Origin of the sequence: Paraburkholderia sp. GAS42, assembly GCF_050436565.1 — a bacterium.
In the GTDB taxonomy this organism is placed as follows: Bacteria; Pseudomonadota; Gammaproteobacteria; order Burkholderiales; family Burkholderiaceae; genus Paraburkholderia.
This window is the reverse complement of record NZ_JBNDML010000011.1, coordinates 169368-194934: the sequence shown is the minus strand read 5'-3', so window position 1 is coordinate 194934 and position 25567 is coordinate 169368. Positions and strand designations below refer to the sequence as shown.

24 protein-coding genes are annotated in these 25567 nt (G+C 63.2%); 6 read left to right on the top strand and 18 right to left on the bottom strand.

Annotated elements, in window-relative coordinates:
* Nucleotides 1-123: 123 nt before the first annotated feature.
* The 3 genes from P3T16_RS18215 to P3T16_RS18205 form a co-directional block, all read right to left on the bottom strand.
* Nucleotides 124-1143: an ABC transporter permease gene (locus tag P3T16_RS18215; protein WP_429258844.1), complete on the bottom strand. Its 1020-nt coding sequence runs from the start codon at nt 1141-1143 to the stop codon at nt 124-126.
* Nucleotides 1140-2735 (bottom strand): sugar ABC transporter ATP-binding protein, encoded by a 1596-nt coding sequence (locus P3T16_RS18210; protein ID WP_429343320.1) that lies wholly within the window; start codon nt 2733-2735, stop codon nt 1140-1142. The genes P3T16_RS18215 and P3T16_RS18210 overlap by 4 nt, the downstream gene beginning before the upstream one ends.
* A 267-nt stretch (nt 2736-3002) precedes the next feature.
* The gene (locus P3T16_RS18205; RefSeq protein WP_429343319.1) at nt 3003-3959 is read right to left on the bottom strand and encodes a sugar ABC transporter substrate-binding protein; all 957 of its coding nucleotides are present in this window, start codon (nt 3957-3959) and stop codon (nt 3003-3005) included.
* A 404-nt stretch (nt 3960-4363) separates the two neighbouring features.
* On the opposite strand from P3T16_RS18205, the gene P3T16_RS18200 reads away from it, so the two are divergent.
* Complete coding sequence (locus P3T16_RS18200; protein ID WP_429343318.1) at nt 4364-4999, top strand: LysE family translocator; 636 nt, start codon at nt 4364-4366, stop codon at nt 4997-4999.
* Between the two features lie 62 nt (nt 5000-5061).
* Here P3T16_RS18200 and corA read toward each other — a convergent pair whose 3' ends face one another.
* Together corA and P3T16_RS18190 are read right to left on the bottom strand one after the other, a co-directional pair.
* Complete coding sequence (corA, locus tag P3T16_RS18195; RefSeq protein ID WP_429343317.1) at nt 5062-6039, bottom strand: magnesium/cobalt transporter CorA; 978 nt, start codon at nt 6037-6039, stop codon at nt 5062-5064.
* Nucleotides 6040-6193: 154 nt separating this feature from the next.
* Nucleotides 6194-6637: a hypothetical protein gene (locus P3T16_RS18190; RefSeq protein ID WP_429343316.1), complete on the bottom strand. Its 444-nt coding sequence runs from the start codon at nt 6635-6637 to the stop codon at nt 6194-6196.
* Nucleotides 6638-6856: 219 nt separating this feature from the next.
* Here P3T16_RS18190 and cydX point away from each other — a divergent pair, with 219 nt between their 5' ends.
* Both cydX and P3T16_RS18180 read left to right on the top strand, forming a co-directional pair.
* On the top strand, nt 6857-7015 hold the full coding sequence (cydX, locus tag P3T16_RS18185) for a cytochrome bd-I oxidase subunit CydX (protein ID WP_429258941.1): 159 nt from the start codon (nt 6857-6859) through the stop codon (nt 7013-7015).
* Nucleotides 7012-7641: an AAA family ATPase gene (locus P3T16_RS18180; RefSeq protein ID WP_429343315.1), complete on the top strand. Its 630-nt coding sequence runs from the start codon at nt 7012-7014 to the stop codon at nt 7639-7641. Before cydX ends, P3T16_RS18180 begins: the two co-directional genes overlap by 4 nt.
* A 47-nt stretch (nt 7642-7688) precedes the next feature.
* On the opposite strand, the gene P3T16_RS18175 is transcribed toward P3T16_RS18180, so the two are convergent.
* The 3 genes from P3T16_RS18175 to P3T16_RS18165 form a co-directional block, all read right to left on the bottom strand.
* The gene (locus tag P3T16_RS18175) at nt 7689-8789 is read right to left on the bottom strand and encodes a saccharopine dehydrogenase C-terminal domain-containing protein (protein ID WP_429258851.1); all 1101 of its coding nucleotides are present in this window, start codon (nt 8787-8789) and stop codon (nt 7689-7691) included.
* Nucleotides 8790-9035: 246 nt separating this feature from the next.
* The gene (locus P3T16_RS18170; RefSeq protein WP_429343314.1) at nt 9036-9500 is read right to left on the bottom strand and encodes an Lrp/AsnC family transcriptional regulator; all 465 of its coding nucleotides are present in this window, start codon (nt 9498-9500) and stop codon (nt 9036-9038) included.
* Nucleotides 9501-9597: 97 nt separating this feature from the next.
* Nucleotides 9598-10482, bottom strand: a complete 885-nt coding sequence (locus P3T16_RS18165) for a LysR family transcriptional regulator (RefSeq protein WP_429343313.1) — start codon at nt 10480-10482, stop codon at nt 9598-9600.
* A 159-nt stretch (nt 10483-10641) separates the two neighbouring features.
* Here P3T16_RS18165 and P3T16_RS18160 point away from each other — a divergent pair, with 159 nt between their 5' ends.
* Entirely contained in the window at nt 10642-11151 is a 510-nt protein-coding gene (locus P3T16_RS18160) for a Spy/CpxP family protein refolding chaperone (RefSeq protein ID WP_429343312.1), read from the top strand.
* Between the two features lie 216 nt (nt 11152-11367).
* Nucleotides 11368-11805 (top strand): PGDYG domain-containing protein, encoded by a 438-nt coding sequence (locus P3T16_RS18155; RefSeq protein ID WP_429343311.1) that lies wholly within the window; start codon nt 11368-11370, stop codon nt 11803-11805.
* A gap of 36 nt (nt 11806-11841) precedes the next feature.
* Here P3T16_RS18155 and P3T16_RS18150 read toward each other — a convergent pair whose 3' ends face one another.
* The 3 genes from P3T16_RS18150 to P3T16_RS18140 all read right to left on the bottom strand — a co-directional run bounded on the left by P3T16_RS18150 (nt 11842) and on the right by P3T16_RS18140 (nt 14570).
* Entirely contained in the window at nt 11842-12207 is a 366-nt protein-coding gene (locus tag P3T16_RS18150; RefSeq protein WP_429343310.1) for a DUF3022 domain-containing protein, read from the bottom strand.
* 26 nt (nt 12208-12233) lie between these two features.
* Complete coding sequence (locus P3T16_RS18145) at nt 12234-13052, bottom strand: YhfC family intramembrane metalloprotease (RefSeq protein WP_429343309.1); 819 nt, start codon at nt 13050-13052, stop codon at nt 12234-12236.
* Nucleotides 13053-13421: 369 nt separating this feature from the next.
* Nucleotides 13422-14570, bottom strand: coding sequence for a porin (locus tag P3T16_RS18140; protein ID WP_429343308.1), 1149 nt, complete (start codon nt 14568-14570; stop codon nt 13422-13424).
* Between the two features lie 434 nt (nt 14571-15004).
* Here P3T16_RS18140 and purU point away from each other — a divergent pair, with 434 nt between their 5' ends.
* On the top strand, nt 15005-15880 hold the full coding sequence (gene purU, locus P3T16_RS18135) for a formyltetrahydrofolate deformylase (protein WP_429258859.1): 876 nt from the start codon (nt 15005-15007) through the stop codon (nt 15878-15880).
* 87 nt (nt 15881-15967) lie between these two features.
* Here the strand turns inward: purU and P3T16_RS18130 are convergent, their stop codons facing one another.
* From P3T16_RS18130 to P3T16_RS18100, 7 genes are all read right to left on the bottom strand, one after another.
* A complete protein-coding gene (locus P3T16_RS18130; protein WP_429343307.1) occupies nt 15968-16825 on the bottom strand; it encodes a glycine betaine ABC transporter substrate-binding protein in 858 nt (285 codons plus the stop codon).
* Nucleotides 16826-16971: 146 nt separating this feature from the next.
* Nucleotides 16972-18213, bottom strand: a complete 1242-nt coding sequence (locus P3T16_RS18125) for a 2Fe-2S iron-sulfur cluster-binding protein (RefSeq protein WP_429343306.1) — start codon at nt 18211-18213, stop codon at nt 16972-16974.
* Between the two features lie 33 nt (nt 18214-18246).
* Nucleotides 18247-19557 (bottom strand): aromatic ring-hydroxylating oxygenase subunit alpha, encoded by a 1311-nt coding sequence (locus P3T16_RS18120; protein ID WP_429343305.1) that lies wholly within the window; start codon nt 19555-19557, stop codon nt 18247-18249.
* A 73-nt stretch (nt 19558-19630) separates the two neighbouring features.
* Nucleotides 19631-20407, bottom strand: coding sequence for an electron transfer flavoprotein subunit beta/FixA family protein (locus P3T16_RS18115; RefSeq protein WP_429343304.1), 777 nt, complete (start codon nt 20405-20407; stop codon nt 19631-19633).
* Entirely contained in the window at nt 20404-21573 is a 1170-nt protein-coding gene (locus P3T16_RS18110) for an electron transfer flavoprotein subunit alpha/FixB family protein (RefSeq protein ID WP_429343303.1), read from the bottom strand. The genes P3T16_RS18115 and P3T16_RS18110 overlap by 4 nt, the downstream gene beginning before the upstream one ends.
* A 4-nt stretch (nt 21574-21577) precedes the next feature.
* On the bottom strand, nt 21578-23491 hold the full coding sequence (locus P3T16_RS18105) for a (Fe-S)-binding protein (protein WP_429343302.1): 1914 nt from the start codon (nt 23489-23491) through the stop codon (nt 21578-21580).
* Between the two features lie 2 nt (nt 23492-23493).
* Nucleotides 23494-25557 carry an FAD-dependent oxidoreductase gene (locus tag P3T16_RS18100; RefSeq protein WP_429343301.1) on the bottom strand — a complete coding sequence of 688 codons (2064 nt, stop codon included), beginning with the start codon at nt 25555-25557 and terminating at the stop codon, nt 23494-23496.
* Between the last annotated feature and the right edge of the window lie 10 nt (nt 25558-25567).

Below are 25567 nucleotides of genomic sequence, written 5' to 3'. Positions count from 1 at the left end.
CTGTCATGCGACGCGTTTTTTGCGTCCACCGCCGGCTTTTTCAATCAATGACTGGCCCAGTTTCATCTTCCTGCAACTGCTCGCTACCCCCAACTGACTGCCGCTACATGTACCGCGCTGCCCCTATGCCTTCCGCTTGCGCCGGCTGCGATACGTATCGAGCACGACCGCGACCACGATCACCGCCCCGGTGATGATGCGCTTGGTCGGCTCATTCGCGCCAATCTGTGCGAGACCCGCTGCCAGCACCGAGATGATCAACACGCCGAAGAAGGTGCTGATCACGGAACCGCGCCCGCCCATCAGGCTCGTGCCGCCGATCACGACGGCGGCGATCACCTGCAGCTCCAGCCCGACGCCCGCGTTCGGATCCGCGGCTTCGAGACGCGAAATCTGGAACAGCGCGGCCAGCCCCGACAGTGCGCCCATCAGCGCGAACACGATGATCTTGTACGGCCGCGGATTGACGCCCGCGAGCCGCACGGCTTCTTCATTCGTGCCGATGCCGACCAGATAGCGGCCGAACACGGTACGCGTCAACACGAACTGCGCGACGATCATCACCGCGACCGCGATCAGGAACGCCGGCGAAATGCCGACGGCAATCGGGTTCGACAGAAAATCGAACGCGTCGCCGATGTAGGCGGTGCGCGAATTCGTCATCTGGTAAGCGAGACCCCGTGCTGCTTCCAGCACGCCCAGCGACACGATAAACGATGGAATCCGCCAGCCGACCGTGACCGCGCCCGTCACCGTGCCCGTCAGCGCAGCGGCCGCGAGGCCGATGAGCGCGGCGGGAAACGGTCCCCAGTGCCACTTCAGCGCAGCCACGCTGACCACCGACGCGCCCAGCGCCAGCACCGAACCCACCGACAGGTCGATGCCCGCGATGATCAGCACGAACGTCATGCCGACCGACATCACGACGAGGTCGGGAATCTGGTTGGCGATCGTGACGAACGTGTCGTACGTCAGGAAATGCGAACTCAGTACCGAGAACAGCGCGATCATCGCAAGCAGCGCGCCGGCGAGACCGAGGTAATTCGAAAAGCCGAGGCGCGTGCCGGCCGGTTTTCCCGCTGGAATCGGCGCCGACGGGTCGGTCGGCGGCACGGCGTCCGGCGGGTTCGTCAAATTCGTCATGACACACTCCCTGCTTCATGCGTGGCGGGCGCGTGGAGCAGCGCCTCGCGGCTCCGGTAACCGGCGAACGCCGCTGCAAGCAGCGCGTCCTGCGACCAGTCGTCCCGGCTGAAAATGCCCGTCATGCGTCCCGCCGACATCACGCCGATCCGGTCGCAGATCAGCATCAGTTCGCGCAGATCACTCGACACGACGACGAGCGCCCGGCCCTCGCGCGCCAGCGTGCCCATCAATCCATAAATATCGAACTTCGCGCCGACATCGATGCCGCGCGTCGGTTCGTCGAAGAGCAGCACCTTGCAGTCGCGCGCGAGCCAGCGGCCGATCACGACCTTTTGCTGGTTGCCGCCCGACAGCTCGCTGACCGGTTGGGCCGGCCCGGCGCTGCGAATCCGCATCGCCTGAATCTGCTTCTGCGCCAGTGCGTCTTCGCGTTTCGCGTCGATCACGCCGTGACGCGCGACGCTGCCAACATTGCCCAGCGACACATTCGCCGCGATGGGCTGCGGCAGCAGCAGGCCTTCGCCCTTGCGATCCTCGGTGATGAGCGCAACGCCCTGACGGACCGCGTCGGAGGGCGAAGCGATCTGCACCGGCACGGGCGCAGCACCCGGCGACGGCGCCAGTGATACCGTGCCGCGATCCTTCACGTCGGCGCCGTAAATCAGCCGCATCAGTTCGGTGCGACCCGCGCCGATCAACCCGCTCACGCCGAAAATCTCGCCGGCGCGCACCTCGAACGATACGTCGCGCACGACATCCGCGCGTCCCATGCCGTCCACTTTCAGGAGCGGCGCGCCGATGTTGCGCACGCCGAGATCGATCCGTTCGCCGATCTCGCGGCCCACCATCAGCGTGACGATCCGGTCGCTCGTCAGGTTCGCCATCCGGTCCACGTGCACCAGCTTGCCGTCGCGCAAAATCGCGACCTGTTCAGCCACCCGCGCCAGTTCTTCGAGCCGGTGCGAGATGTAGACCAGCGCCACGCCGCGCGATTTCAGCCGGGCGATCTGCTCGAACAGCAGGTCCACTTCGCGCGAAGTCAGCATCGCGGTCGGCTCGTCGAGGATCAGCACGCGACAGTCGCCGATCAGGTTGCGCGCGATCTCGACCATCTGCTGATGCCCGATGCCGAGTTCGCCGACGAGCGTGTCCGGGTCGATCGCATCGAGCCCGACCTGCGCCATCGCTTCGCGCGCGTCCTCGCGCAGCTTGCGGCGGTCGATCCAGCCGAAGCGCAGCAGCCCGCTTTGCGGCAGATGGTTCAGGAAGAGATTCTCCGCCACCGATAACGTCGGCAGCAGGTTCAGCTCCTGCATCACCATCCGCACGCCGAGCGCTTCCGCGGCGGTCCGGCTGGCGGGCGCATACGCGTTGCCGTCGAGGTGCATCGAACCGGTCGTCGGATCGACCAGACCGCCGATGATCTTCGACAGCGTGCTCTTGCCCGCGCCGTTTTCGCCCGTGAGCGCCAGCACCTCGCCTGCGTGCAGTTCGAGGTCGACGTCGGCGAGCACCGGTTCGACATACGTCTTGCCGATGCCTGTGACGGACAATATGGCCGGCTGTACATCCTGTGCGGTCAAATCCATCGCAATCCTGTTCTTGCAGTGTCCACGCCGGCTTTCATGCGATGTTCGTCGCGCGAAAAGGCCGGTGGGCGCTGCCTGTGTCATGCCGGCCGGGCGCGGGCGAGGCGCGGCATGGCTGGATGCGCGCGGTCCGGCAGCCTGCCGCCATGACGTTATCTGTGCAATAACGGCGGCGGCGCGCCTTTCTTGAGCGCCTGTTGCAACCCAATGGACCGGCGTGCGCGAAAGCGGCGCCGGTCCACGGGCCTGCGCGTAACGGGTCGGCCGTTACTTCGTGATGAGGTCGACCGGCGTTTCAACCACGCCGGACAGCTCCGACTGCTTCTTGTGCTCGTTGATCGCCTTCAGCCCGGTATCGATACCGAACACGGCCTGCTTGGCTGCGTACTGGTCGGCGGTGGCGAGCACGCGGCCGTCCTTCAGCATCGGCCTGATCGCGTTGATGTTGTCGTAACCCACCACGTAGACCTTGCCCTGCTTGCCCGCTGCGCGCACGGCCGACACGGCGCCGATCGCCATGTTGTCGTTGCCCGCGAGTAGCGCCTTCACGCCTGGATGCTCGCTGAGCATGGCCGACGCCACCGCGTTGCCCTTGTCGATCTCCCACTCGCCCGACTGCACGGACACGACCTTCGCACCGACGGTCTGCATCGCATCCTTAAAGCCCGCGGTACGCTGCTGTGCGTTGGTGGTCGTCGACACGCCTTCGAGGATGGCAACTTCATCGCCCGATTTCAGCTTCTTCGCAAGGTAGTCGCCCACCTTTTGCGCGCCCTTGCGGTTATCCGGACCGACGAACGGCACGTTGAGATCTTTCGACTTCAGCACGTCCGGATCGAGCCGGTTGTCGATGTTGACGACGATGATGCCGGCATCAACGGCCTTCTTCACGACCGGCACGAGGGCCTTCGAATCGGCCGGCGCGAGCACGATCACATCGACCTTCGACACGATCATCTGTTCGACGATGCGGATCTGGTTCGCGGTATCGGTCTCGTCCTTGATGCCGTTGGTGATCAGGTCGAAGTTGTTCGGATTGTGTTTCTGATAATCCTTCGCGCCGGTTTCCATGGTGAGGAAGAACTCGTTGGCGAGGGACTTCATGACGAGCGCGACCTTGGGCTTGTGGGCAGCCTGTGCGTAAGCACTCGAAACGGGCAGAACGGCGGCAGCGGTGAGCACGACAGTGGCCGCCAGAACGCGGCGGCGAATGCGGAGGTTCATGCGTATCTCCAGTTGTTGGGGCTCCGTAAGAGCCGTATTTTTGATTGCGCGCAAACGTTTGCGGGGCCTATTCTCAACGCAGCCTGTCGGATATGTCAACGGCTGGCCGTGTTGCAGCGCACACGCAACGATGCCGCGCGCGTGCGAGATGCAACTCGGGCGGCAAGCCGTGTGGTGTGCCGCAAGACTGGGTTCTGGCAAGGTCTCTCACTCGGTCCGGCGTTGAGGTTATCCCATCCGATGCACGGTTGAACACAGACGGGCCGCTTATGCTGGCCTTTTATTGCGCGCGCTGCAAGCGGGAAGAACGCGGTGATTCTGCCCGTCCGCGGTGGCCCCTGCAGGGCGGGTGCGATTTCGCTATGATCGACGCAACCTCTTCGCCGACAAGGACGGGGCATGCCATGTTCGGGATCGTCCAGTTTCCGCTGTTTCTCGTCGCCGTGACCGCGCTCAATCTGACGCCCGGGCCCGATATCGCCTACGTGGCGGGCCAGAGCATCGCGCAGGGCCGGCGCGCCGGCATGCTCTCGGCGCTGGGCGTATCGCTGGGTGGCTGCGCGCATACGGTCGCATGCGCGGTGGGCCTGACCGCGCTGATTGCGGCATCGCCCGGCGCGTTCGACGCGATCAAGTGGATCGGCGCGGCGTACCTGACGTGGCTCGGTCTGCGGATGCTGTGGCCGGGCGCCAGCCCGGCTGGCAGCGCGGATAACGGTGCTGCGACGCAGTTATCGCGCGGCACCCTGCTCTTTCGCGGCTTCGTGACGAACGCGTCCAACCCGAAGGTGCTGCTCTTCTATATCGCGTTCTTCCCGCAGTTCGTCGCCACCGACAGCCCGCACAAGACAGCCGCTTTTCTCGTGCTGGGCGCGGTGTTCGTGACGCTTGGGCTCATCAACGACTGCGTCGTCGCGTGGCTTGCGGCGCGCGCCGCGCGCGCGGTGCGCTCGAAGCCGCTCGTACGACGCTGGATCGATCGCGTGGTCGGCGCGGGCTTTATCGGGCTTGGGGTGCGGCTGGCGTTGACCCGGCGCTAACCCGGCGTTAAGGCGCCTTCACCGGCGCCCTCGCAATGTGATGGACTGGCCACCGCCCACGCCTACAGCCAGCCTGCCTTCTTGAATCGCCAGTACAGAATCGTATCGATCAACGCCATCATGGCGATACATGCCGGATAACCGTATTGCCAGTGCAGTTCGGGAATCTGCTGGAAATTCATCCCGTAGATACCGGCGATCATCGTAGGCACGGCAAAGAGCGCGGCGAAGGAAGCGAGGCGCTTGGTCACCTCGTTCTCGGCAAGCGAGATCATCCCGAGATTGACCTGAACAGCCGTCACGATGATGTCGCGCCGGCCTTCGATCGTGCGCACGATGCGGTCGAGGTGATCGTAGACATCGCGGAAATACGCCTGCATGCCCTGACAGATCGTCGGAATGCGGCCGCCCGTCAGCTGGCCGATGCCCTCGAGGAGCGGCGCGATGTGATGCTCCAGCAGGACGAGCCGGCGCTTTAACGCATACAGATCCTCGATGATCGCGCGCGACGTGGCGAGGCTGTGCTTGCCGAAGATGCGATCCTCGATCTCCTCGATTTCGGCGCCAAGCGCTTCGAGAATCGGAAAGTAGCGGTCGACGATATTGTCTGCGAGCGCGTACAGCACGAAGGCCGAACCTTCCTTCAGCAGCTTCGGCTCGCGCTCGCAGCGTGCGCGTACTTCCTGGAACCCGTGCCGGGTCCGGTTACGCACCGACAGCACATAGTTCGGGCCGACGAACACGTCCACTTCACCGATCACCAGTTCGCCGTCTTCGTCCATTTCGATGGTATGCATCACGGCGAAGAGCGAATCGCCGTATTCCTCGATTTTCGGACGCTGGTGGCCATTGCGGACGTCTTCGACAGCCAGTTCATGCAGGCCGAACTCGTGCTTCATCACATCGAGTTCGCCGGGGCCGGGATCTTTCAGCGCGACCCAGACGAAGCACTCGGGCTTCGCCACATAGATGCTGATGTCGTCGATCTCGATGTCGGCCAGTTTCCGGCCATCCTGGTATGCAGCGCAGTTGATCAGCATCGTTTGATTACCTTCATAACAGCGGCAGACGGGCCGCTGGTGTGGATGCGCGAGGCCTGTCCGGGTACGGAGAATGGAGCGGTCATCATGTTACCGATTCTTCGTGCGGATGATATGCCGAATTGCGGGCGCGGCCGGTATGTTCACGGGTGTTTCATCTCGGCACACGCCGCAACTGGATCCGGTGGTCCTGATTGAACGTGATGCTGGCGTGATTCGTGTACTTTTCGGTGACCATGAACTCGATTTCGACGATGGGATCGAACTGCGTCGAAACTGCGATCCGGTGCATGCCCGGGACGAGATAGAACACGACGCGTTCGCCGTTCATCAGATCGGTGACCTGTTCTCCGTCCACATAGACGAGCGCGTCGCGAAAGCGGATCACGACATCGCCGGAACGCTCGCGGCGGACATCGACCGCGATCTTGCCGGCTTCCGGCTGGGTGTAGCCTTGCTTGACGATGCGCTCGGCGGTCACGTCCTTGTACGGCACGGGCCCGGCGGGCGTCGGGGCACAGCCTGCGATCGATGTCAGCCACGCCAGCAGCGCCGCGCTCGCGGCGATTTTCCATGCAACCGGCAGACGCATCGGCATCTCGGTGTCCCCTTGTCTCGTTTCTCGTCCGGCGGCGCCGTTTGATCGGTGTCAATGATACCTGCGGGTTATGCCTTGCAGGCAACGCCGCGCACGCGGGCATGCCGCGTTGTACCCCGCGTTGTACCCTCTTGCGCGGCCCGGTCTTCCTGGTCATGATCGCGCCATGCCCGCTGAATGCGTCGCGCGTCCGGCGGCCTTACCGACAGGGAGACTGCGATGTGGTATTTCACCTGGATTCTCGGCATCGGCGTTGCACTCGGCTTTGGCATCATCAACGTGATGTGGCTCGAGGCGAACGATACGTTCGCACGCGATAGCGGCGTCGCGGCCGATAAGGACGCGTTGCCGCCCGGTGCAAAGGACACGCGTTTGTGACGCATCTGGTTTTTTTCTGCGGCCACGCGGGCACGGGCAAGACGACACTCGCGAAACGCCTGATCAGGCCGCTGACGCGCGCGACCGGCACGGCCTTCTGTCTGCTCGACAAGGACACGCTCTACGGCCGTTACAGCGCAGCCGCGATGGGCGCGCTCACTGGCGATCCGAACGACCGCGACAGCCCGCTTTTTCTCCAGCATCTGCGCGACCCCGAGTATCAGGGGCTCATCGACACCGCGCGCGAAAATCTCGAGCTGGGTATCAGCGCGCTCGTGATCGGGCCGTTGTCGCGCGAGATCCGCGACCGACGTCTGTTTGACCGTGCGTGGCTCGGCGTGACGGAAGATGTCGAGATTCGCGTCGTGTGGGTCTATACGTCGGAAGAGACGGCGCACCAGCGCATCGTCGCGCGGAACAATCCGAACGATGCGTACAAGCTCGCGCACTGGGACGAATACCGGCAGCGCCGGTTTGTCCCGAGTGGCGACCTGTGCGAAGAACTGCTGATGTTCGATAATACGGCGCCGCAAGCCGCCAGCTATGACGCGTTGCTCGCGTGGATCGTCGGTGCGCCGCGCGCACCTGACGAACCCGATGTGATCATGCCGCCCGTGCCGGCCTGAACTGCCTTGCTTCAGCGGCGGCCAGCACGGCGCATGCGACGGATGGCTTAAACGGTCGCCGTCGCTTCGTGCAGCGCCTGCCCTTCGTAGAGTTGCCCGAAGCGGTTAGCGAGGAACTCGCGCAGCGAGACCTGCTCCTGACGCACGAAACCCTTTTGCGGCAGCTTCTTCTCGCGGAACAGATCGAGTACCGCGCACATCGCGCCGGCAGTCGTGATCTGGATCGCGCTCATCGGCACACCGCAGACCGTCTTCGCGAAGATCTTGCGCGTGAACACTTCCTGTACCAGTTGACCATCGCGCATGCCGGACACGGTGATGAAGATCAGCACGACGTCCTGTGCGGTCGCGGGGATCGAGCGGCGCATGATCGACTTCAGTGTGTCGCGATCCGAGGCCAGACGCAGGTCTTCGAGCAGGAACTGCATCAGGTCGCGGTGGCCCGGATACCGGACCGACTTGTAGTCGAGCGTCTCGACGCGGCCCGACAGCGTTTCGCACAGCGTGCCAAGGCCGCCGGACGTGTTGAAGGCTTCGTATTCGGTGCCGTCGAGCGAGAAATGTTCGAGGCCTTCGAGCGGCTGCACCCATTGCGTGCGGCTGTCGCGGATCGCTTCGCAGGGCTGGCAATACTCGTTGATCAGGCCGTCGACGCTCCACGTCAGGTTGTATTTCAGCGCATTGGTCGGGAATTCGGGCAGTGCGCCGACGCGCATCTTGACGTCGCGGATTTCGGTGAAGCGGTTCGCCAGCTCGTGCGCGGCGATGCCGATAAAGCCCGGCGCGAGACCGCACTGCGGCATGAAGGCGTGCTCGGCGTCATCGGCGATCGCGCGGATCGCGTGGGTTGCGCGCACGTCTTCGGTCAGGTCGAAATAGTGGACGCCCGCGCCCTTCGCCGCCGCCGCGACGTTCACCGCGAGGTAGTACGGCAGCGCGTTGATGAGCGCATCGAAACCCTGCACCGCGGCGCGTAACGCGGCGGCGTCGCCGGAGTCGACACGGTGGGTCGGAATGCCCTGTGCGGCGAGCTTGTCGAGCGCATGTTGATCGCGGTCGAACGCGACGACTTCGTAGTCGCCGGTTTCACGAAGCATATGGGCAATGGTGTGGCCGATCAGACCGGCACCGACGATGGCAACTTTCATGCGCTTCTCCTTTTTCTGTGTGAACTGTGCTTGTGGTCGACGGCTTCGAAGGCGCGCTGCGCCTGACGCAGCGCGCGATGAGCCGAGCCCTTGGGATACAGTTTATGGAGAGGTGCGTTCGAATGACAGACACAAAATGCTGCGTTATGACGGCGAATTTCGTCGAAATGACGAACATCGAAGCCAATGTGACGAAAACGCGTTAAAACCGCGTAAATGCGACTCGGGATTGAAGACCGCGTGGACCTAGCCGTGCGGCATCCCCCGATCAATCTTCCGCGCGAGAATGATCGACGTCGTGGTGCGCTCGACGCCTTCCAGCCCGCCGATCTGATCGAGCATATCGTTCAGGCGATCCGGCGAATCGGCCCGCAGCCACGCGACATAATCGAACTCGCCGCTCACCGCGCACAGCAATTGCACCTCGGGCATTTTGCCGAGCCGTTTCTGCACATCCGGCCCGTACTTCGGCGCGATGATGATGCCGACATAAGCGTAGATGCTTGCGTCGAGTACGTCCTGGCCGAGCCGCACGCTATATCCCGCGATCACGTTTGTCTTTTCGAGCCGCGCGATGCGCGCGATCACCGTGGTGCGCGCGACGCCCAGCTGGCGCGCGAGATTCGCCACGCTCTCGCGGGCGTTTTCCTGCAGAAGGGCAACCAGGTTCCGGTCGAGGTCGTCGAGCTGGTCGAGGCGCGGTGGTCTCATCGATAGTGAATTTTCACGTTGAAGGAATGGGCGGCTTCATATGCGCACGAGGCACGCACGGATTATCGCCTGCCGCCGCACAATGTCACGCGCGATGTCACGCACCAAACCGCTCGATGACGAAATCGATGAACGTCGTCAGCTTCGGTGTCGCACGCCGGTCGCGTGAATAGATCAGATGCACGGGCGCGCCTTCCGGCAGGTACTCATCCAGCACCGCCACCAGTTGCCCGCTTTCGATCTCTCTTGCCAGCAACGCTTCCGGTTGCAGCACGAGCCCGAAGCCGCGCAACGCGGCCACCTTCAGCGCCTGACCGTTGTTCGCGCGAAAACGTCCCGCCCGCAACGGGTTCGCGCAGTCGGCTTGGCCGTCGAGCCGCCACTGCCCTTCGCGTCCCCAGTGCAGAAAACCGAGGCATTCGTGCCGTTCGAGATCGGCAGGCGAGCGCGGCGTGCCCATCCGCGCGAGGTATTCGGGCGACGCGCACGCGCGCATCCGGTAAGGCTTGAGCGGCCGCGCGACGAAGCTCGAATCCGGCAGTTCGCCGATGCGCACGGCCGCATCGAAGCCTTCGTCGACGAGATCGACAATCCGGTTCGACACATCGAGTTCGAGACTGACGTCAGGCCACGCGCTGAGATAGTCAGTCATCGCGGGTGAGAACACCTCGACGCCGTACGTCAGCGGCACGGTCACCTTCAGCACGCCGCGCGGCGCTGCCGTCATCGCCTCGGCCAGCGACTCCGCCGACTGCACTTCCGCGAGAATCCGCCGGCACTGCTCATAGTATTGACGGCCGATTTCGGTGAGGCTCTGACGGCGCGTCGTGCGGGTCAGCAGGCGCGTCGCGAGCCGCGTTTCGAGCGAGCGGATGTGCTTGCCGACCATCGCCGACGAAATGTCGAAGCGCTCGGCGGCGGCCGTCAGGCTGCCTGCCTCGACGACGGCCACGAAGATCTCCATGCTGACGAATTTATCCACGCGCTATTTCCTGTTCGTTTCGGTTGTAAGTAGTTGTGGCAAACCGGTCGGTATGCGCAGATATCGTGATACTAATAGCGCCCACGGTGAAGCGCACACGGGAGGCCCGTCGAGGCACGGTGCGCCTGAGCCCGATACGAACAGACATCAGGAGTCTCGATGAAAAAAACTCTCGTTATACTCGCCTCCACGCTGGCGATGAGCGGCGCATTTGCGCAAACCGCGGCACCCGCCAGCGCGGCATCGGCACCGGCCGCTGCGCCCGCTCCCGCTTCGGGCGCGGCGCGTTATGAACAGCGCGTCGAACAGCGCATTACGTACCTGCATACGCAGCTGAAAATCACGCCGCAGCAGGAACCGCAATGGAAAGCCTTCGCTGATGTAATGCGTACGAACGGCCAGACGATGTCGGGTCTGTACGAGCAACGCATGGCGCATCCGAACCAGTCCGCGCTCGATGACATGAAGCAGTATTCGGCCATCGCAACCGCCCACGCGGACGGCACGAAGAAGCTGGTCGATGCGTTCGAACCGCTCTACAACAGCCTCTCGCCGGATCAGAAAAAGCTCGCCGATACGACCTTCCATCATCCGTCGCACGCCGCAGGGCATCACGGTGGCAAGGGGAAGAAAAACGCCGCACCGGATGACGAGACCGTCAAGCCGTAAGGTTTTATTGCTGACCTGTGGCGATTCAGTCGGCGCACGCAGCGCAGGCTATATAAGCAGCAGAAACGCCCGCCTTCCTCACCGGCGGGCGTTTCTGTTTCTGTTCCTGGCGCGCGCGATATCACTCATAGATGCAGAGCGCAGGCTTTCGCGCTACCCTTGCGACCTTGCAGCCCGCTGCCCCGCACCCTTACCAGCCTTACGGCAACCGAAGTCATGATCGAACTGAAGAATATCGACCTCCGCATTGATCCGGCAGCGCAACGCTACGTCAAGGACGAAACTGTCTGCGTCGAATTCGCGCCTGGCGACGGCGAACTGATGAGCCTCGAAGGCCCGAACCGCTACACGCGCGGCGATGCGCTGATCACCGGTTCGACCGGCGATCGCTGGGTGGTGTCGCGTGAACGTTTCGATGCGAAATATCTACCGGCAGCGGCGTCGCTGGCGCACGGCGACGCGGGCCTGTATCGCAATCGTCCGGCCGTCGTGCTGGCGAAACAGATGGACGCGCCATTTTCGATGGCGCGTACCGCAGCGGGCGGCGATGTGCTGCGCGGCACCGCAGGCGACTGGATCATGCAATACGCGCCGGGCGATTACGGGGTCGTTCAGGCCGCGCGCTTCGCGAAGGTTTATCGCCTCGCGGATTGAGCGGCACGATCCGCGGTCAACGACATTTCATCAAGTTCACGCGAATTCATCGCCCAGGTCGACCGTGACTTCACGCGGCACGGCCTCGCCGTTCGCGTACATCTCCTCGAGCGACCCGAGCGTCGCTTCCACATACGCGCGCAACACCGCGAAGCTGCGGTCACGCAGACGCGCCGGCGTCGCCCGATAGCGCGCGAGCGCGGCCGGTGTGATCACGACGCTCATCGTGATGCGTCGCGCGGTCGAACCGAAGCGCATCGCGACCCAGAGCACGGTCAGCACCGGCGTGCCGTTGTCCGCGGGACGCTCGATGAACTGGGTCTGCTCCGGGAACAGGTCGCTGATCACACGCGCCAGTTGCTCGAAGTCGGGGCTTGCGCAGTCGTATTGATAGACTTCCATCGTTACTGGCCGAGGGCTTCAGGTGATTATTGGGGTGAATGAGCAGGGCGCGCCGGGCGGCGGAACACCTTGATCAGCATACCCGCAACGCCGACCGCCACGAGTACATAGATGCCATCGACCGCGACAAGCGGCAAGAGACGCGCCTGAAACAGGGCCGCCGGCAGATCAACCGCCGCATGCGCGACGATGGCGAGCGGCAGAATCCAGCGCCACCCTGCCCGCACGCCGCGCCACATCAGCACCGACAACGCGATCTGGAACACCAGCGCCGCCACGCGTTCGAGCGCGAAAATGCCCGCCGTCGCCGGTGACAGGCTCGCGAGAACCAGATGAATACGCATGAGCGATTCGGCCGGCACATTCGAGAGATGCGCGCCGAGTTCACCGCGATTTTCAAAGACCGCGAACACGATCCACTGCACCTGCACCAGCACGCCGACGAGCCACGCTTCGGCGCCGCCGTGACCGAGTCCATAGGACAGCGCGGTGCCGTCCGTGCCAGCCGATGGTGATGCCTTCCTCAACGCGCGCTTCAGCAGCAACCGCATCGCGATGAAGCGTCCGGTTTCCTCGCAGATGCCGGCCGCGAACGCGCCGTAAATCAGAAACACGACCGGATTCGATAACAGCGTGGCCGTGGCCTCGTTTTGCTGAAGCACAAATGCGTTCAGCGCCCTTTCGATCACCATCGCGAAGAACGCGAAGACGGCAATGCCGGCGATCGCGTCGCGGCGGTCAAGCGCCAGCGGCGTGCGGAAACGGCGATACAGCAGGATGGGCAAAGCGGCGACGAAGAGCGTCGCGAGCGCGAGGCATGTGAGGGTGAGCGATGCAACAACCATGAGCTTCCTTGCAGTAACCGGCGCGCAACCGCTGCGCGCCTCAAACCGCATGATCTTAACTGATAACCATTGTTATCTAATTCATCTTGAATACCGCAATGGTGCCGTATTCTCTCGCCTGTCCTTATGTCGAGGCGAGAAGCTAATGAAGGTCGGGGAAGTCAGGTGTCGTTCGATTGCAGCTTGATGTACCAGGCGTAAAACGCTTTCGTGCTTGCGTGCTTTCGTGCTTTCGTCAGGCGTGACGTTATCTGCAGGCGCATCAAGAGGGACAATCGTCGCATCGCAGATGCGCATACGCGAACCCGATTGCCCCATCACCTGACATCGATGATGTTATCGCGAGCCTCGACGGCCCGCGCCATTTCGTTAGAACGAGTGCCGCATGCCGATCCGCACATCGGCCTGCGTGCTTGACGACGAAGGCGTGAAACTGTAGCCGATCACCGCATTCACGCCATCGGAAGCGCGCAAATAATCGCCCGAGAGATAGACGTCGGTGCGTTTGGACAACAGGTAATGCAGCGCAAGCGAACCCTGGTTCCAGTGGTTGGCCTCAAAGCGGGTGTGCTGATAGCCACCATACAGCACCAGCGCCGGCGTGAAGTTGTACGACGCGCCCGCCTCATACACCTGCATGTGCGAGCTTTGGCCGAAACCCTTGATGGTCGTGTAGGTGAAGTCGCCGGAGAGCATCAGGTCGCCGATCGTATAGGCCGCGCCGACCGCAAATGCGCCCTGCCTGTCAACCGGGAACGCGGACGAGCTGTACAGATCCGTCACCGCGCCCGTTGCCGGATCGACGGAAACAGTCGGCTGGCCGAGGAAGGTGCGCGTGCCGATCATCGCGTACGGATCGAACGCATAGATGCCGTACGGGTCGTTCAACTGGGTATAGGCCGCGCCCATGTTGAACGGGCCGTGATCGTAATGTGCGCCGACGCTCCACGCGCTTTTCTGATGGAAGTTGCCGGCGGTATTACCGAACGAGTACATGCCGCCGAAGGTAAAGCCAGCAAAGTCATTCGACAAAAACTTGACCGAGTTCGGCAGGCGATCGCCGTTCATGCGGTCGAAGTCGCCCTGGTGAATCGCATAGCCGCTCGCCCATGAGGAAATGTTGTACAGGTAGACGAACTCCTCGGTCATGTCGAGCTGGTTTCCTAGCGAGAGCGTGCCCCATGCGTTCTTGATGCCCACATATGCCTGACGTCCAAATTCAGCACCGCCGAATCCGAGTTGCCCGTTACCCAGGTGGAAACCCGATTCAAGCACGAACACGGCTTGCATACCGCCACCGAGTTCTTCAACGCCTTTGAAGCCGATCCGGTTGGCGTATGAAATGCCGTCGTCGAATTTGACCTGATGCGCGCCACCGGCATTGTTCACGTAAGTGATGCCGGCATCCACAATCCCATACAGAATGACACTGCTTTGTGCATGGACCGCCGCTGGCGCGCAAATGGCACCGGCCGCGAGGGTGAGTCCCGAAAGGCAGACGGTATGGCTCTTCTTCATCTAATTCTCCCCTGCTCTTTGCCTGCAGATTTCGTTGGAAAAAGCGATTCCCACTGCGTGACGTGTAACGGCGCGCGGCGCTTCTCGCATGACGGGCAGTTCGAAAACGGCTGAGACCGGGTGCAACTGTTGACGACGGACTGCAATGATTCGTGGCTCTCGATTGAAACTCACGCCGGCACATGTCACCGTCCGGCATACCTGCATCGGCCGGATCAAGAATACGGGTCCAGATTGATGAGGATTCGACCTGAAGCGACATGAATATGTCGCGCCGCGACCTCATAGCGACGAATATCTGCGTTACTTCACGCTGACGTTCCCGTTCCAGTGCGACGGCGGTTCGCTTCTATCCGCGTGCACGGCTGATTTGCTCTACTTCGACGATGCATGCCGCGCCCCGCGGCATCGCCTATAGTCTGAGTGGAGAGTGCATGTCTTCCGATCCCCGTCCCGATCAACTGGTGCTGACTGTCGCGTGTCCGAGCGCAGCAGGCCAGGTCGCCGCCGTCGTCGGCTTTCTCGACCGACATCATTGCTATATTGACGAGCTCACTGTTTTCGACGACGACCTCAGCGAGCGCTTCTTCGTGCGCTGCGTGTTTCATGGTGTGGATCGCAACGAAGCGCTGCAGATGCAGGCACTGCAACGCGAGTTCACACCGATCGCCGAGCGCTTCCAGATGACATGGGCGATGCACGACGTCGGCACGCGGCCGAAGGTGCTGATCATGGTGTCGAAACTCGAACACTGTCTCGCCGATCTGCTGTTCCGCTGGCGCATGGGCGAACTGAAGATGAATATTGTCGGCATCGGCTCGAATCATCGCGATCTCGAACCGCTCGCGCGGCAGCACGGCTTGCCCTTCCATCATCTTCCGATCAGCGCCGGGACGAAGCCGCAACAGGAGGCGCGCCTGCTCGATCTGTTCGAGACGTCCGGCGCGGAACTGATGATCCTTGCGCGTTATATGCAGATTCTCTCGGGCGAAACGAGCCGCGCACTCGCTGCGCGTGCGATCAACATCCATCATTCGTTTCTGCCCGGCTTCAAGGGCGCAAAGCCGTATCACCAGGCGCATACGCGCGGCGTCAAACTGATCGGCGCGACCGCGCATTTCGTCACCGACGATCTCGACGAAGGTCCCATCATCGAACAGGTGGTTGAACGCGTCGATCATTCGTACAGCCCGGAGCGGCTGCTCGCCACCGGCCGCGACGTCGAATGCATCACGCTCGCACGCGCGGTGAAGGCGTTTATCGAGCGGCGCGTGTTCATCAACGGCGATCGCACCGTCGTGCTGCAATAAGCGAAAACGCCGCTAAAAAAGCGGCGTTTTCTCTTTCTCCAGTGAAGTTGCCGCAATGCAGGCAACCCGGTCAGTGCAACGAGCGCGTCACTTCACCCAGCTATCCACCCGATCGCCGTGCGCGCTGATCCACGCATCCGCGGCGGCGGTCGGCTTCTCGCCGTTCTGCGTCGACAGCATCACGCTGTCGATCTCGCCCGGTTTCCATTGGAACTTCTTGAGAAACGCGACGACCGGCGGCGCCTTCTTCTCGAGTTCTGGATTCACGACGCTATCCACATGTTCTGCTTCGCCGAACACTTTCTTCGGGTCGTCGAGGAATTTCAGCTTGTACTTCGCGAACATCCAGTGCGGCTTCCAACCCGTCACGATGATCGGCTTGTTAGCGGCTTCCGAGCGCGCCAGTTCAGCGGTCATCGCGCTGCCCGAACTGGGCATCAACTGATAGTTGAGGTTATAGGCCTTGATCGCTTCGCTGGTTTTCTGCATCACGCCCGCGCCGGCATCGATGCCGACAATACGTGAGCCGAACTCCGCCTTCTTCGCTTCCAGATCGCCGAGTGCATTCACGTCGACGTTTTCCGGCACGATCAGGCCGATTTTTGCGTCGTTGAAGTTCGGGCCCAGGTCGACCACCTTATCCTTGAAGTTGTTCCAGTACGCGCCGTGCGTGACCGGCAGCCAGGCGGACAGCGTCGCGTCGAGGTCGCCGCGCGCCACGCCCTGCCACATCACACCGGCCGCGACCGGCACGAGTTGCACCTGATAGCCGAGGCGCTTCTCGATCACGCGCGCGGCCACGTTCGAGGTGGCCACGCTATCGTCCCAGCCTTCCACGTAGCCGATCTTGATGATCGGCTTCGTATCCGCCGACACGCCCACGCTGCTCGCCGCCAGCGCCGCGCTCATCGCGCTCAACACCAGTATCTTTTTGATCAGTCTCATCGTCGTTCTCCCGTTCACCGTTCAGACAACCCATTGAGCATTTAGAATCACCAGCCAGAATTGCCGGGTAGCGCCGATTTCCGACATCCAGTTGTCCGCAAGCGACCTGCATCGCCGGCGAACGGCTAATGCACCGTGTTCCCGTCTTACTTATCGACGACCAGATCGCTCAGCGGCTTGCTGCAGCAAAGCAGCACCATGCCCTGATCGATTTCCCGCTGACGAATGCCGCCCGCGTGCTTCATCGCGACCTCGCCCGACACGAGCTTGACCTTGCAGGTGCCGCACATGCCTTGCGTGCACGACGCCGGCAGACGCACACCGGCTTTCTTTGCCGCATCGAGCACGTGCTGTCCGCTGCCGCATTCGATCTCGCGATTGCTTTTAGCGAAGCTGACCTTGAACCTGATCTCCGTCTCGACGGACGTTTTGACCGGTGCCGGATCGGGCGCGAACCCAACTGACTGCTCCCGCGCGTCGACCAGAGTCTCCGCCGTCTGCAACGCATCGGCCACGGGCGCGGTCGTCAATTGCGTGACCGCTCCGTTGACTATTTCGCCGACCGTTTCGAACGAGAAGCTTTCCTCGTGATAGTGACCGCGGTCGAAGCCGCCCTCTTCCAGCAGATTGCGCACCGCCTGCATATACGGCGCTGGCCCGCAGGTGAAGATTTCCCGCTCCAGAAAATCCGGCGCGATCAGCTTGAGCAGCGGCAATGTCAGAAAACCGGTGACACCTGGCCAGTTCGTGCGCGCGCCTACCCGTTCGCAAACGAACGCCGTGCGGAACCTGGCCTGATTCGATGCGATCAGATCGAGTTCTCGCGCGAAAATGATGTCGTCCGGCGTGCGGGCGCTGTGCACGAACACGATATCGCTGTCTTCGCCGAGTTCGTGATGCGCGCGGCTCATCGACATCAACGGTGTGATACCCGAGCCCGCCGAAAGATACAGATACTTGCGCGCCGGATGCCGCGCGCAGGTGAATTCACCGGACGGTCCCAGCACACGCACCTGCATGCCGGGGTGTAGATTGTCGTGCAGCCAGTTCGACACCTTGCCGCCCGGCACGCGCTTCGCCGTGATCGAAATAGTGTGCGGGCGCGTAGGCGGCGACGAGATCGTATAGCAGCGATTCACCGGCTCGCCGTCGATCTCCAGCTCCAGAGTAATGAACTGCCCCGGCTCGAATACGAACACCCGTTCAGACGGCGCACGAAAGAAGAAGCTCTTGACGTCATGCGTTTCCTGCCGGACCTGGCAGCACACCAGCGTGTCGTCGGCATCGCTGTTCCAGCGCGCCGGCAACGTCTCCCAGAACCGCGGCTGCGTGACGCGGTTGGGAGCTGCTTCGGGACTGAGCTGAAATGTCGCCGGATCGCGCATCATTGTTTTCTCCCGCTCCTGGTTGCGGCGTCGCGCTCAGCGCTTGAATGACACGACTTTTTCGCCGTGCGAAACCGGCGTGTCGCCGGCATCCGTGGTGTGTGGCGCATTGCTGTAATCCGCGATGCGACCGATGTACCACGCGCAGAATTTCTCGACGAGTCCTTCGGTGAACGGCGAGTACGGGCCCGGCTCATACGCGCTGCTGTTCGCGCCACGCTGCGAGTACTCGACGAGCGCGCGGTCCTGGTCGTTGGTCGCGCGCCATACGGCTGTCAGGTTGTTCACGTCGTAGTCGATGCCTTCGCGCGCGTCCTTGTGCACAAGCCACTTGGTGCGCACCAGCGTTTTTCCGGCCGACAGTGGAATCACCGAGAAGCTGACGATATGGTCGCTCATGAAGTGATGCCATGAATTCGGCTGTGTCCAGAACGACAGCCCGCCGAGGTCGGCCTGCTCGAAACCGCCGAGCAGTTTCTTCGACGCCACGCGCGCATCCATGGTTTGCGATTCGCCGTCGCGGTCGAGTGGCAAACGTTGCGTGCGAAAGCCGGTGACAAGATCGTCGAGCCGGTCGATTTCCGCCGACGGCAGCTTCATTGCTTCCCATTGCGCGGTGCGGCGTGCCACGGTCGCTTCAAAAGCGGCCATGCCCTCTTCGTTAGCAGGCGTGCGTTGATAACCGAACCCGTATTCGTACAGGGAAATGGTCAGCTCGGGATGGTTCGCGACGCAGTGATAGCACTCACGATTGTTCTCCATCGTCAGCTTCCAGTTGCCTTCCTCGATGATGTCGATCGACGCCGCGATCTTGCAGTTCTGCAGATCGTGCGGCAACAGATACGGCTCCATTTCGGCGCGCACCACCGCGAAATCCGCGGGCGGCGTGTCGGCGAGGCAGATGAAAATCAGCCCGGAGAGGTTCTCGACGTGCACCGTCTTCAGGCTATGTTTGCAGCGGTCGAACTGATCGCCCATGTGTTCGGCGAACATCAGCTCGCCGGTCAGGCTGTAGGTCCAGCTGTGGTACGGGCACACGATATTGCCGAGCGAACCCTTGTCGGTATTGCACAGCCGCGCGCCGCGATGGCGACACACGTTGTGGAACGCCCGCACCTGCATGTCGTCGTCGCGCACGATCAGGATCGAATCGTTGCCGATGTCCACCGTGATGTAATCGCCCGGCTCCGGCACGTCCGGCTCGACCGCGACCTGAATCCAGTGTTGCCGGAAGATCGCGTCGAGATCGAGCGCGAAAATGTCTTCGCTCGTATAGAACGGCGCTTCCAGCGTATAGCCTCTTTTGCGGCGTTCGATCATTGCGCGAACGTCTGCGGAAACTTTCATTGTGTGCTCCGTTGCGTGTCACGTCTGGCGCCGCGCCAGGCCCTCCTGGTCGCATGCTGGCCGGAACCGGAAATCAGTAATCTACGAGTTGATGCTCGCGCAAATACGCGAGGATCACTTGTGCTTTTTCGACGGAACTCCCTTCAATTACGACGTTGCCGCCGCGGCTTTCCGTCGTGGTCGCCGAGAGCATGCGGGCGTGGCCGGAGCGCTTTTCGGCGGCGGCGAGGCGCACGGGCCTGGCGGTGGCCGGGCGGGTGCTCCAGGCGAGGCGGTCAGCATCGGCTGCGGCCTGCGTCGGAACCGCGCGGATCGCGCCTTCGCGCATGCGTGCGTACGCGTAACCCGGCGCGGCGTTTGCCATCGGATGCACGGCGATCAGCGCAGGCAACTCAACCTCCACCCGCCGGCGCAAACCCTTCGGCATGAATTGGCGAATCTCGGCGCGACCGTCGCGAATCGTCAGATCGACGGCCGCGCCGACCAAAGGAATCTCCAACGCATTCGCGACGCGATACGGCAGCATGCCGCTGTCAAACGCGCCTTCGGCACGGGTCCCGGTCAGCACCAGGTCGTAGCCCTTCAGGCGCGCGGCCAGCGGCGGCGCCGCATCGGTTTGCAGTTCCGGCGTCGACGGCAGGTCAAGCACTTCGACGCTGCGCGCGCCCAGCGCGAGATATTCGCTTAACGCGGGATTCGACGGGTCGCCGGCATGCAGCACGTCGAGCGTCGCGGCGTGCTTTTTCGCGAGCGACAGCGCGATGCCCAGCGCGGCGGCGTCGTTGCGGCTGTAGCGCGCCGTGCCGCTAACCGGATGGCGTCCCACTGAAACCAGTACGGCGATTTTCATACGAGCGCTCCTTCGGCAACGGCCGCGGAATCCAGCAGCGCAGCGCCCGTGCCGCGCGCGCTGCGCGCAGCAGCCGCCGCTTCCGTCAGTGCCGCGATGGTTTCCCGCGCGTCGGCAATCACGGTCAGATTCGCGCGTTTGGCGATCGGCGCGCTGGCGTCGAGATTGACGGCGATCACGTGCCGGCAATCCTTGATGCCCTGCAGATGCTGCACCGCGCCGGAAATACCGAACGCGATATAGACGCTCGCTTCGACGGTCTTACCGGTCGCGCCGATCTGCTTGTCGCGCGTGAACTTGCCGTCGTCCACGGCGACGCGGCTTGCGCCGATCGCGGCGCCCAGCGTGCTCGCCAGACGCTCGAACGCGGCGACATCGCTGACGCCGTTGCCCGCCGACACGATGAAATCCGCTTCTTCCAATGCGAGCCGGGCAGCGTCGATCTCCTCGATGCCGAGATCGCGCACCACGCCTTTGGACGACACGGGCTCGCCGTCGAAGCGCCACACCACGCGTTCGCCCGCGCCGATAAACGGCAATTTCGGATCGACCGCGTGCGGTGCGAGCAGAACGACCTCGGGCAACCCACGCGCGGCGAATGCACTATTGGCCTGCACGTAAGTCGCGACATGCGTCGCGTCGATCTCGACGACATGCGTCGCGACGCTTGCATTGACGGCAGCCGCATAACGGCGGCCCAGATCGCCGTCGCCGGTTGCGTTGTCGGGCATAAAAACGTGCACCGGCGCATAGGCCGCAATGCACGCGGCCAGTGCGTTCAATGCGTCGATCGGCGCAAACCGGCGGCGGTCGAACATCGGCAACTCGATCAGCTTGTCGGCGCCGAGCGCGGCCGCGTCGCCGGTGAATTCACCGAATACCAGCAACACGACTTCGGTGTGTGCGTCCGCGATCAGCGCCGCGGCGGCAAGCGCCTGGCGTGCGTGATCATCGAGCGCGCCACGGTCAGCGTGCGCGGCGACCAGCATCACGCGCTGCGGCGTGGCCGTGGTGCGGCGAGGCTTCGGCTGCTCGCGATGCGCGGAGCCGGGCGCGGGAAATCCGGTCAAGCCCGCGGCACCGGCAACGCCGGCCGTGATGCGTTTGAGCCCTTCCGCCGTGATCGTGAACGGCCGGCGCGGATCGATTCGTTTGAGATTGTTCATCGCGTTACTCCAGCGCCGCTGCAACCAGTTCGGCGACGTCGAGCACTTCCGGACGCGGGCCGACCACGCCTTCGAGCATCGCCGTGCAATTCGGGCAACCCACCGCGACGATGTCAGCGCCGACCGCGCGCGCGTCGTCGATACGGATGTCCGGAATGCGCTTCTTGCCGGGAATATCGGTCAACGGCGCACCGCCGCCACCCCCGCAGCAACGTCCGCGCATGCCGTTGCGCTCCATTTCCATCACGTTGATGCCGATGGTTTTCAGCAGGCGGCGCGGTGCTTCCGTTTCACCGTTATAGCGGCCCAGATAGCACGGATCGTGATACGTGATCTTGCGGTCCGCGAATGCGGCGACCGCGCGCGGCGACAGCTTGCCGCTGGCAACCAGTTCCTCGATCAGCGCCGTGTGATGCTGCACTTCGTAGAAGCCGCCGAGCGCGCGATATTCATTACGCAGGCTGTGCAGCACATGCGGGTCGGCGGTCACGATCTTGCGGAACGCGTACTGCGACAGCGTGCCGATCAGCTTGTGCGCGAGCTGCTGGAAAGTGGCTTCGTCGCCGAGCCGCCGTGCGGTGTCGCCGGTATCGGTTTCGACACCGCCGAGCACCGCATAGTCGATGCCCGCGCGGTTCAGCACCTTCACCAGCGCGCGCAGCGTGCGCTGATAACGCATGTCGAACGCGCCTTCGCCGGCGATCAGCAGCACGTCCACCGGACGCCCCGGCTGCGCAACCTGCACCTGCAGATCGACGGCCCAGTCGTAACGCGCGCCAATGTCGTAGCCGTTCGCGCTGCCGGTCTCGCGCAGGTTCGCGAGCGTGATCGGCCCTTTGCCCGGCACGTTGCCTTCAACCAGCGTCTGGTTGCGCCGCATGTCCACGATCGCATCGACGTGCTCGATCAACATCGGGCACTCCTGCACGCAAGCGCGGCAGGTCGTGCACGACCACAGCGTATCCGCTTCGATGAGGCTCGAAATCAACGGCTTGCCCGGCGCCCCACTGTGCTGGCCGACCGGAATGCCGGGCGTCGGGCTGCCCGCGTACGCGGCGTCCGTGCCGCCCACCATCCCGGTAACGAGGTCCTGGATCAGCTTCTTCGGATTGAGCGGCTGACCGGCGGCGAACGCGGGGCACGCCGCTTCGCACTTGCCGCACTGCACGCACGCGTCGAAGCTCAGCAACTGGTTCCAGCGAAACTCAACCGGCTTGCTGACGCCATAATCTTTTGCGTCGAGCAGCGGCGCCTTCAGCGCGGTCGGCGGCACGATGTCGTGATCGTTGCGCCCGGCAAAACGCTCCTGGCGCGGATGAAACGCGAGATGCAGGAGCCCGGCGAGCGCATGCTTCATCGGACCGCCGCGCGCGGCGCCGAAGGTCATCGTGAACGCGCCCACGCCGATCAACAACGCGACGATCACCGCGAGCGCACCCGACATCGCGGCCGCCGGCAGCGCGATAAAAAGCGCGAGACCCAGCGCGAACGACCCGAGCAGCAGCGGCAGACGATCCCACGGCCCACGCGAGAGCCGCGCCGGCACCGCCTTCGCGCCATGTCGCCGACGCCAGACGAACACCGCGCCCGTCAGCATCACGAGTGCCGCGAGGAAGATCAGTTTGTCGAGCCACGGCGAATAGATCACGAGCCCGTAGTTGACGAACACCAGCGCCATCGCGAGGAGCGCACCGCCCGCGGTCGCCACGTGCGTCTTCGCGATGTACGGATCGCGCGCGACCACATGATGCAGGTCCACGAAATAGCGCTTCGGAATCGCAAGCAGATTGGCCCAGCCGTATGCGCCCGCTGCCGTCGCGCGACCTTCGCGCCAGTAAGCGGCGCGTCTGGCCAGCGCGAACGCGAGGCCGGCCACCGACAACCACAGCAGGACAGTGATGACAAACACGGGGCTCATCGTCAGAAATCCTTGCAAAGGCGCAGCGCGTCGTAAATCGCGCCGTGAATGTTGTGCATCGAAATGCAGTCGCCGACGCGGAACAGCAGGAAGCGGCCGTTACCAAGGTCCTCGCTCAACGAAGGCTGGGGTTCGGAGGCGAACAGCTTGTGCACGTCCACCTGGCCCCGATTGACCGACTCCGGCTTGAGCGCCCAGTACAACGCGTCGTTCGGCGTGCTGCCGTTTTCGATCACAACCTGATCGACCGCGCGCTCTTCCTGCTCTTCCGTGTACTCGTTGCGGATCACGGCGATTTTTTTGCCGTTCTCTTCGTAGACCTTGTCGAGCCAGTAGTTCGGCGTGTGAATCACGCCTTGCGCATAGAGGCGGCGATAGAAGATCGGGAACGTGGTGCCGCCCACGTCATCGGCCACTTTCACATCGGGCGTGACGATCTCGACGTTCGAGCCGCGGCTCGACATGAAGTCGGCGACCCCCGCACCGGCATGCGTGCTCACGCCGTCATAGACCAGCACGTTCTTGCCCGGCTCGACCTTGCCCGACAGCACATCCCACGAACTGACCGCGAGTCCTGCTTCAACGCCCCACGCGGCGACTTGCGACGTGAACGACGAACCGCCCGTCGCCAGCACGACGATGTCCGGGTTCTCAGCCATGATGGTGGCCTGATCGGCGGCAACGCCAAGACGGCGGTCGACGCCAAGGCGCCTGGTTTCCATATCGAACCAGCGCACGATGCCCGCCATCTGCTCGCGCTGCGGCGCTTTCGCGGCCAGCATGATCTGGCCGCCGACGTAGTCGTTCTTCTCGAACAGCACCACGTCATGACCGCGCGACTTCGCCACGCGCGCCGCTTCGAGTCCCGCCGGACCCGCGCCGACCACGACCACCTTGCGCTTCGGCCCCCGCGTCTTCGCGATCACGTGCGGCATGGTTGCTTCACGCGAGGTCGCCGCGTTCTGCACGCACAGCACATCCAGCCCGTTGTACTGCCGGTCGATACAGTAATTCGCGCCGACGCACTGCTTGATTTCATCTTCGCGGCCATCGCGAATCTTGATGACCATATGTGGATCGGCGATCTGCGCGCGCGTCATGCCGATCAGATCGACCATGCCGCTGGCGAGCAGACGTTCAGCCTGGCCCGCGTCGCGGATGCTCTGCGCGTGCATCACCGGCAGCTTTACGACCGATTTGATGCCGGCCGCGAGATGCACGAAGGGCTCGGGCGGCAGCGCCATCGGCGGCATGCAGTTCGCCAGCGTGTTGTGCGTGTCCGCGCCGGAACCGATCACGCCGAGGTAATCGATCAGACCGGTTTCCGACATCGCCTGGGCAATCTCTTTCAACTGCTCGTGATCGAGGCCGTCTTCGTGGAATTCGTCGCCGCACATGCGCAGACCGATACAGAAATCCGCGCCCACCGCCTCGCGCACCGCTTTCAACACTTCGGTCCCGAAACGCAAACGGTTTTCGAGTGAGCCGCCCCATTCGTCGGTGCGGAAATTCGTGCGCGGGCTCCAGAACTGATCGATCAGATGCTGGTGCGCGGCCGAGATTTCGATGCCGTCCATCCCTGCATCCTTGACGCGCTTCGCGGCGGCCGCGAAGTCGCTGATGATGCGGCGAATCTCCTCCACTTCGATAATCTTCGCGTTGCCGCGGTGCACGGGCTCACGCACGCCGGACGGCGACATCAGATGCGGCCAGTGCTCGCCGTGAAACGCCGAACGGCGGCCCATATGCGTCGCCTGAATCATGATCTTCGCGCCGTGCCGGTGCATCGCCTCGGCGAGGCGCGCGAGCGGATCGATAATCCTGTCGGTGGACAGATTGACCGACTTCCACCAGCCCTGCGGACTGTCGATCGACACCGGGCTCGAGCCGCCGCACACCGCGAGGCCGACGCCGCCCTTCGCCTTCTCCTCGTAGTAACGGATATAACGGTCGCCGGGCAAACCGCCGGGTTCCGCATACACCTCCGCGTGCGCGGTGCTGACGATACGGTTGCGCAAGGTCAGCTGGTTCAGCGTGAGAGGCTTGAAAAGATTCGGGTAACGCATCGCGATCGAC

Coding starts and splice junctions, on each gene's coding strand:
- P3T16_RS18215 (WP_429258844.1), bottom strand. CDS start 1,143: ATGACGAATTTGACGAACCCGCCGGACGCCGTGCCGCCGACCGACCCG.
- P3T16_RS18210 (WP_429343320.1), bottom strand. CDS start 2,735: ATGGATTTGACCGCACAGGATGTACAGCCGGCCATATTGTCCGTCACA.
- P3T16_RS18205 (WP_429343319.1), bottom strand. CDS start 3,959: ATGAACCTCCGCATTCGCCGCCGCGTTCTGGCGGCCACTGTCGTGCTC.
- P3T16_RS18200 (WP_429343318.1), top strand. CDS start 4,364: ATGTTCGGGATCGTCCAGTTTCCGCTGTTTCTCGTCGCCGTGACCGCG.
- corA (WP_429343317.1), bottom strand. CDS start 6,039: ATGCTGATCAACTGCGCTGCATACCAGGATGGCCGGAAACTGGCCGAC.
- P3T16_RS18190 (WP_429343316.1), bottom strand. CDS start 6,637: ATGCCGATGCGTCTGCCGGTTGCATGGAAAATCGCCGCGAGCGCGGCG.
- cydX (WP_429258941.1), top strand. CDS start 6,857: ATGTGGTATTTCACCTGGATTCTCGGCATCGGCGTTGCACTCGGCTTT.
- P3T16_RS18175 (WP_429258851.1), bottom strand. CDS start 8,789: ATGAAAGTTGCCATCGTCGGTGCCGGTCTGATCGGCCACACCATTGCC.
- P3T16_RS18170 (WP_429343314.1), bottom strand. CDS start 9,500: ATGAGACCACCGCGCCTCGACCAGCTCGACGACCTCGACCGGAACCTG.
- P3T16_RS18160 (WP_429343312.1), top strand. CDS start 10,642: ATGAAAAAAACTCTCGTTATACTCGCCTCCACGCTGGCGATGAGCGGC.
- P3T16_RS18155 (WP_429343311.1), top strand. CDS start 11,368: ATGATCGAACTGAAGAATATCGACCTCCGCATTGATCCGGCAGCGCAA.
- P3T16_RS18150 (WP_429343310.1), bottom strand. CDS start 12,207: ATGGAAGTCTATCAATACGACTGCGCAAGCCCCGACTTCGAGCAACTG.
- P3T16_RS18145 (WP_429343309.1), bottom strand. CDS start 13,052: ATGGTTGTTGCATCGCTCACCCTCACATGCCTCGCGCTCGCGACGCTC.
- P3T16_RS18140 (WP_429343308.1), bottom strand. CDS start 14,570: ATGAAGAAGAGCCATACCGTCTGCCTTTCGGGACTCACCCTCGCGGCC.
- purU (WP_429258859.1), top strand. CDS start 15,005: ATGTCTTCCGATCCCCGTCCCGATCAACTGGTGCTGACTGTCGCGTGT.
- P3T16_RS18130 (WP_429343307.1), bottom strand. CDS start 16,825: ATGAGACTGATCAAAAAGATACTGGTGTTGAGCGCGATGAGCGCGGCG.
- P3T16_RS18125 (WP_429343306.1), bottom strand. CDS start 18,213: ATGATGCGCGATCCGGCGACATTTCAGCTCAGTCCCGAAGCAGCTCCC.
- P3T16_RS18120 (WP_429343305.1), bottom strand. CDS start 19,557: ATGAAAGTTTCCGCAGACGTTCGCGCAATGATCGAACGCCGCAAAAGA.
- P3T16_RS18115 (WP_429343304.1), bottom strand. CDS start 20,407: ATGAAAATCGCCGTACTGGTTTCAGTGGGACGCCATCCGGTTAGCGGC.
- P3T16_RS18110 (WP_429343303.1), bottom strand. CDS start 21,573: ATGAACAATCTCAAACGAATCGATCCGCGCCGGCCGTTCACGATCACG.
- P3T16_RS18105 (WP_429343302.1), bottom strand. CDS start 23,491: ATGAGCCCCGTGTTTGTCATCACTGTCCTGCTGTGGTTGTCGGTGGCC.
- P3T16_RS18100 (WP_429343301.1), bottom strand. CDS start 25,557: ATGCGTTACCCGAATCTTTTCAAGCCTCTCACGCTGAACCAGCTGACC.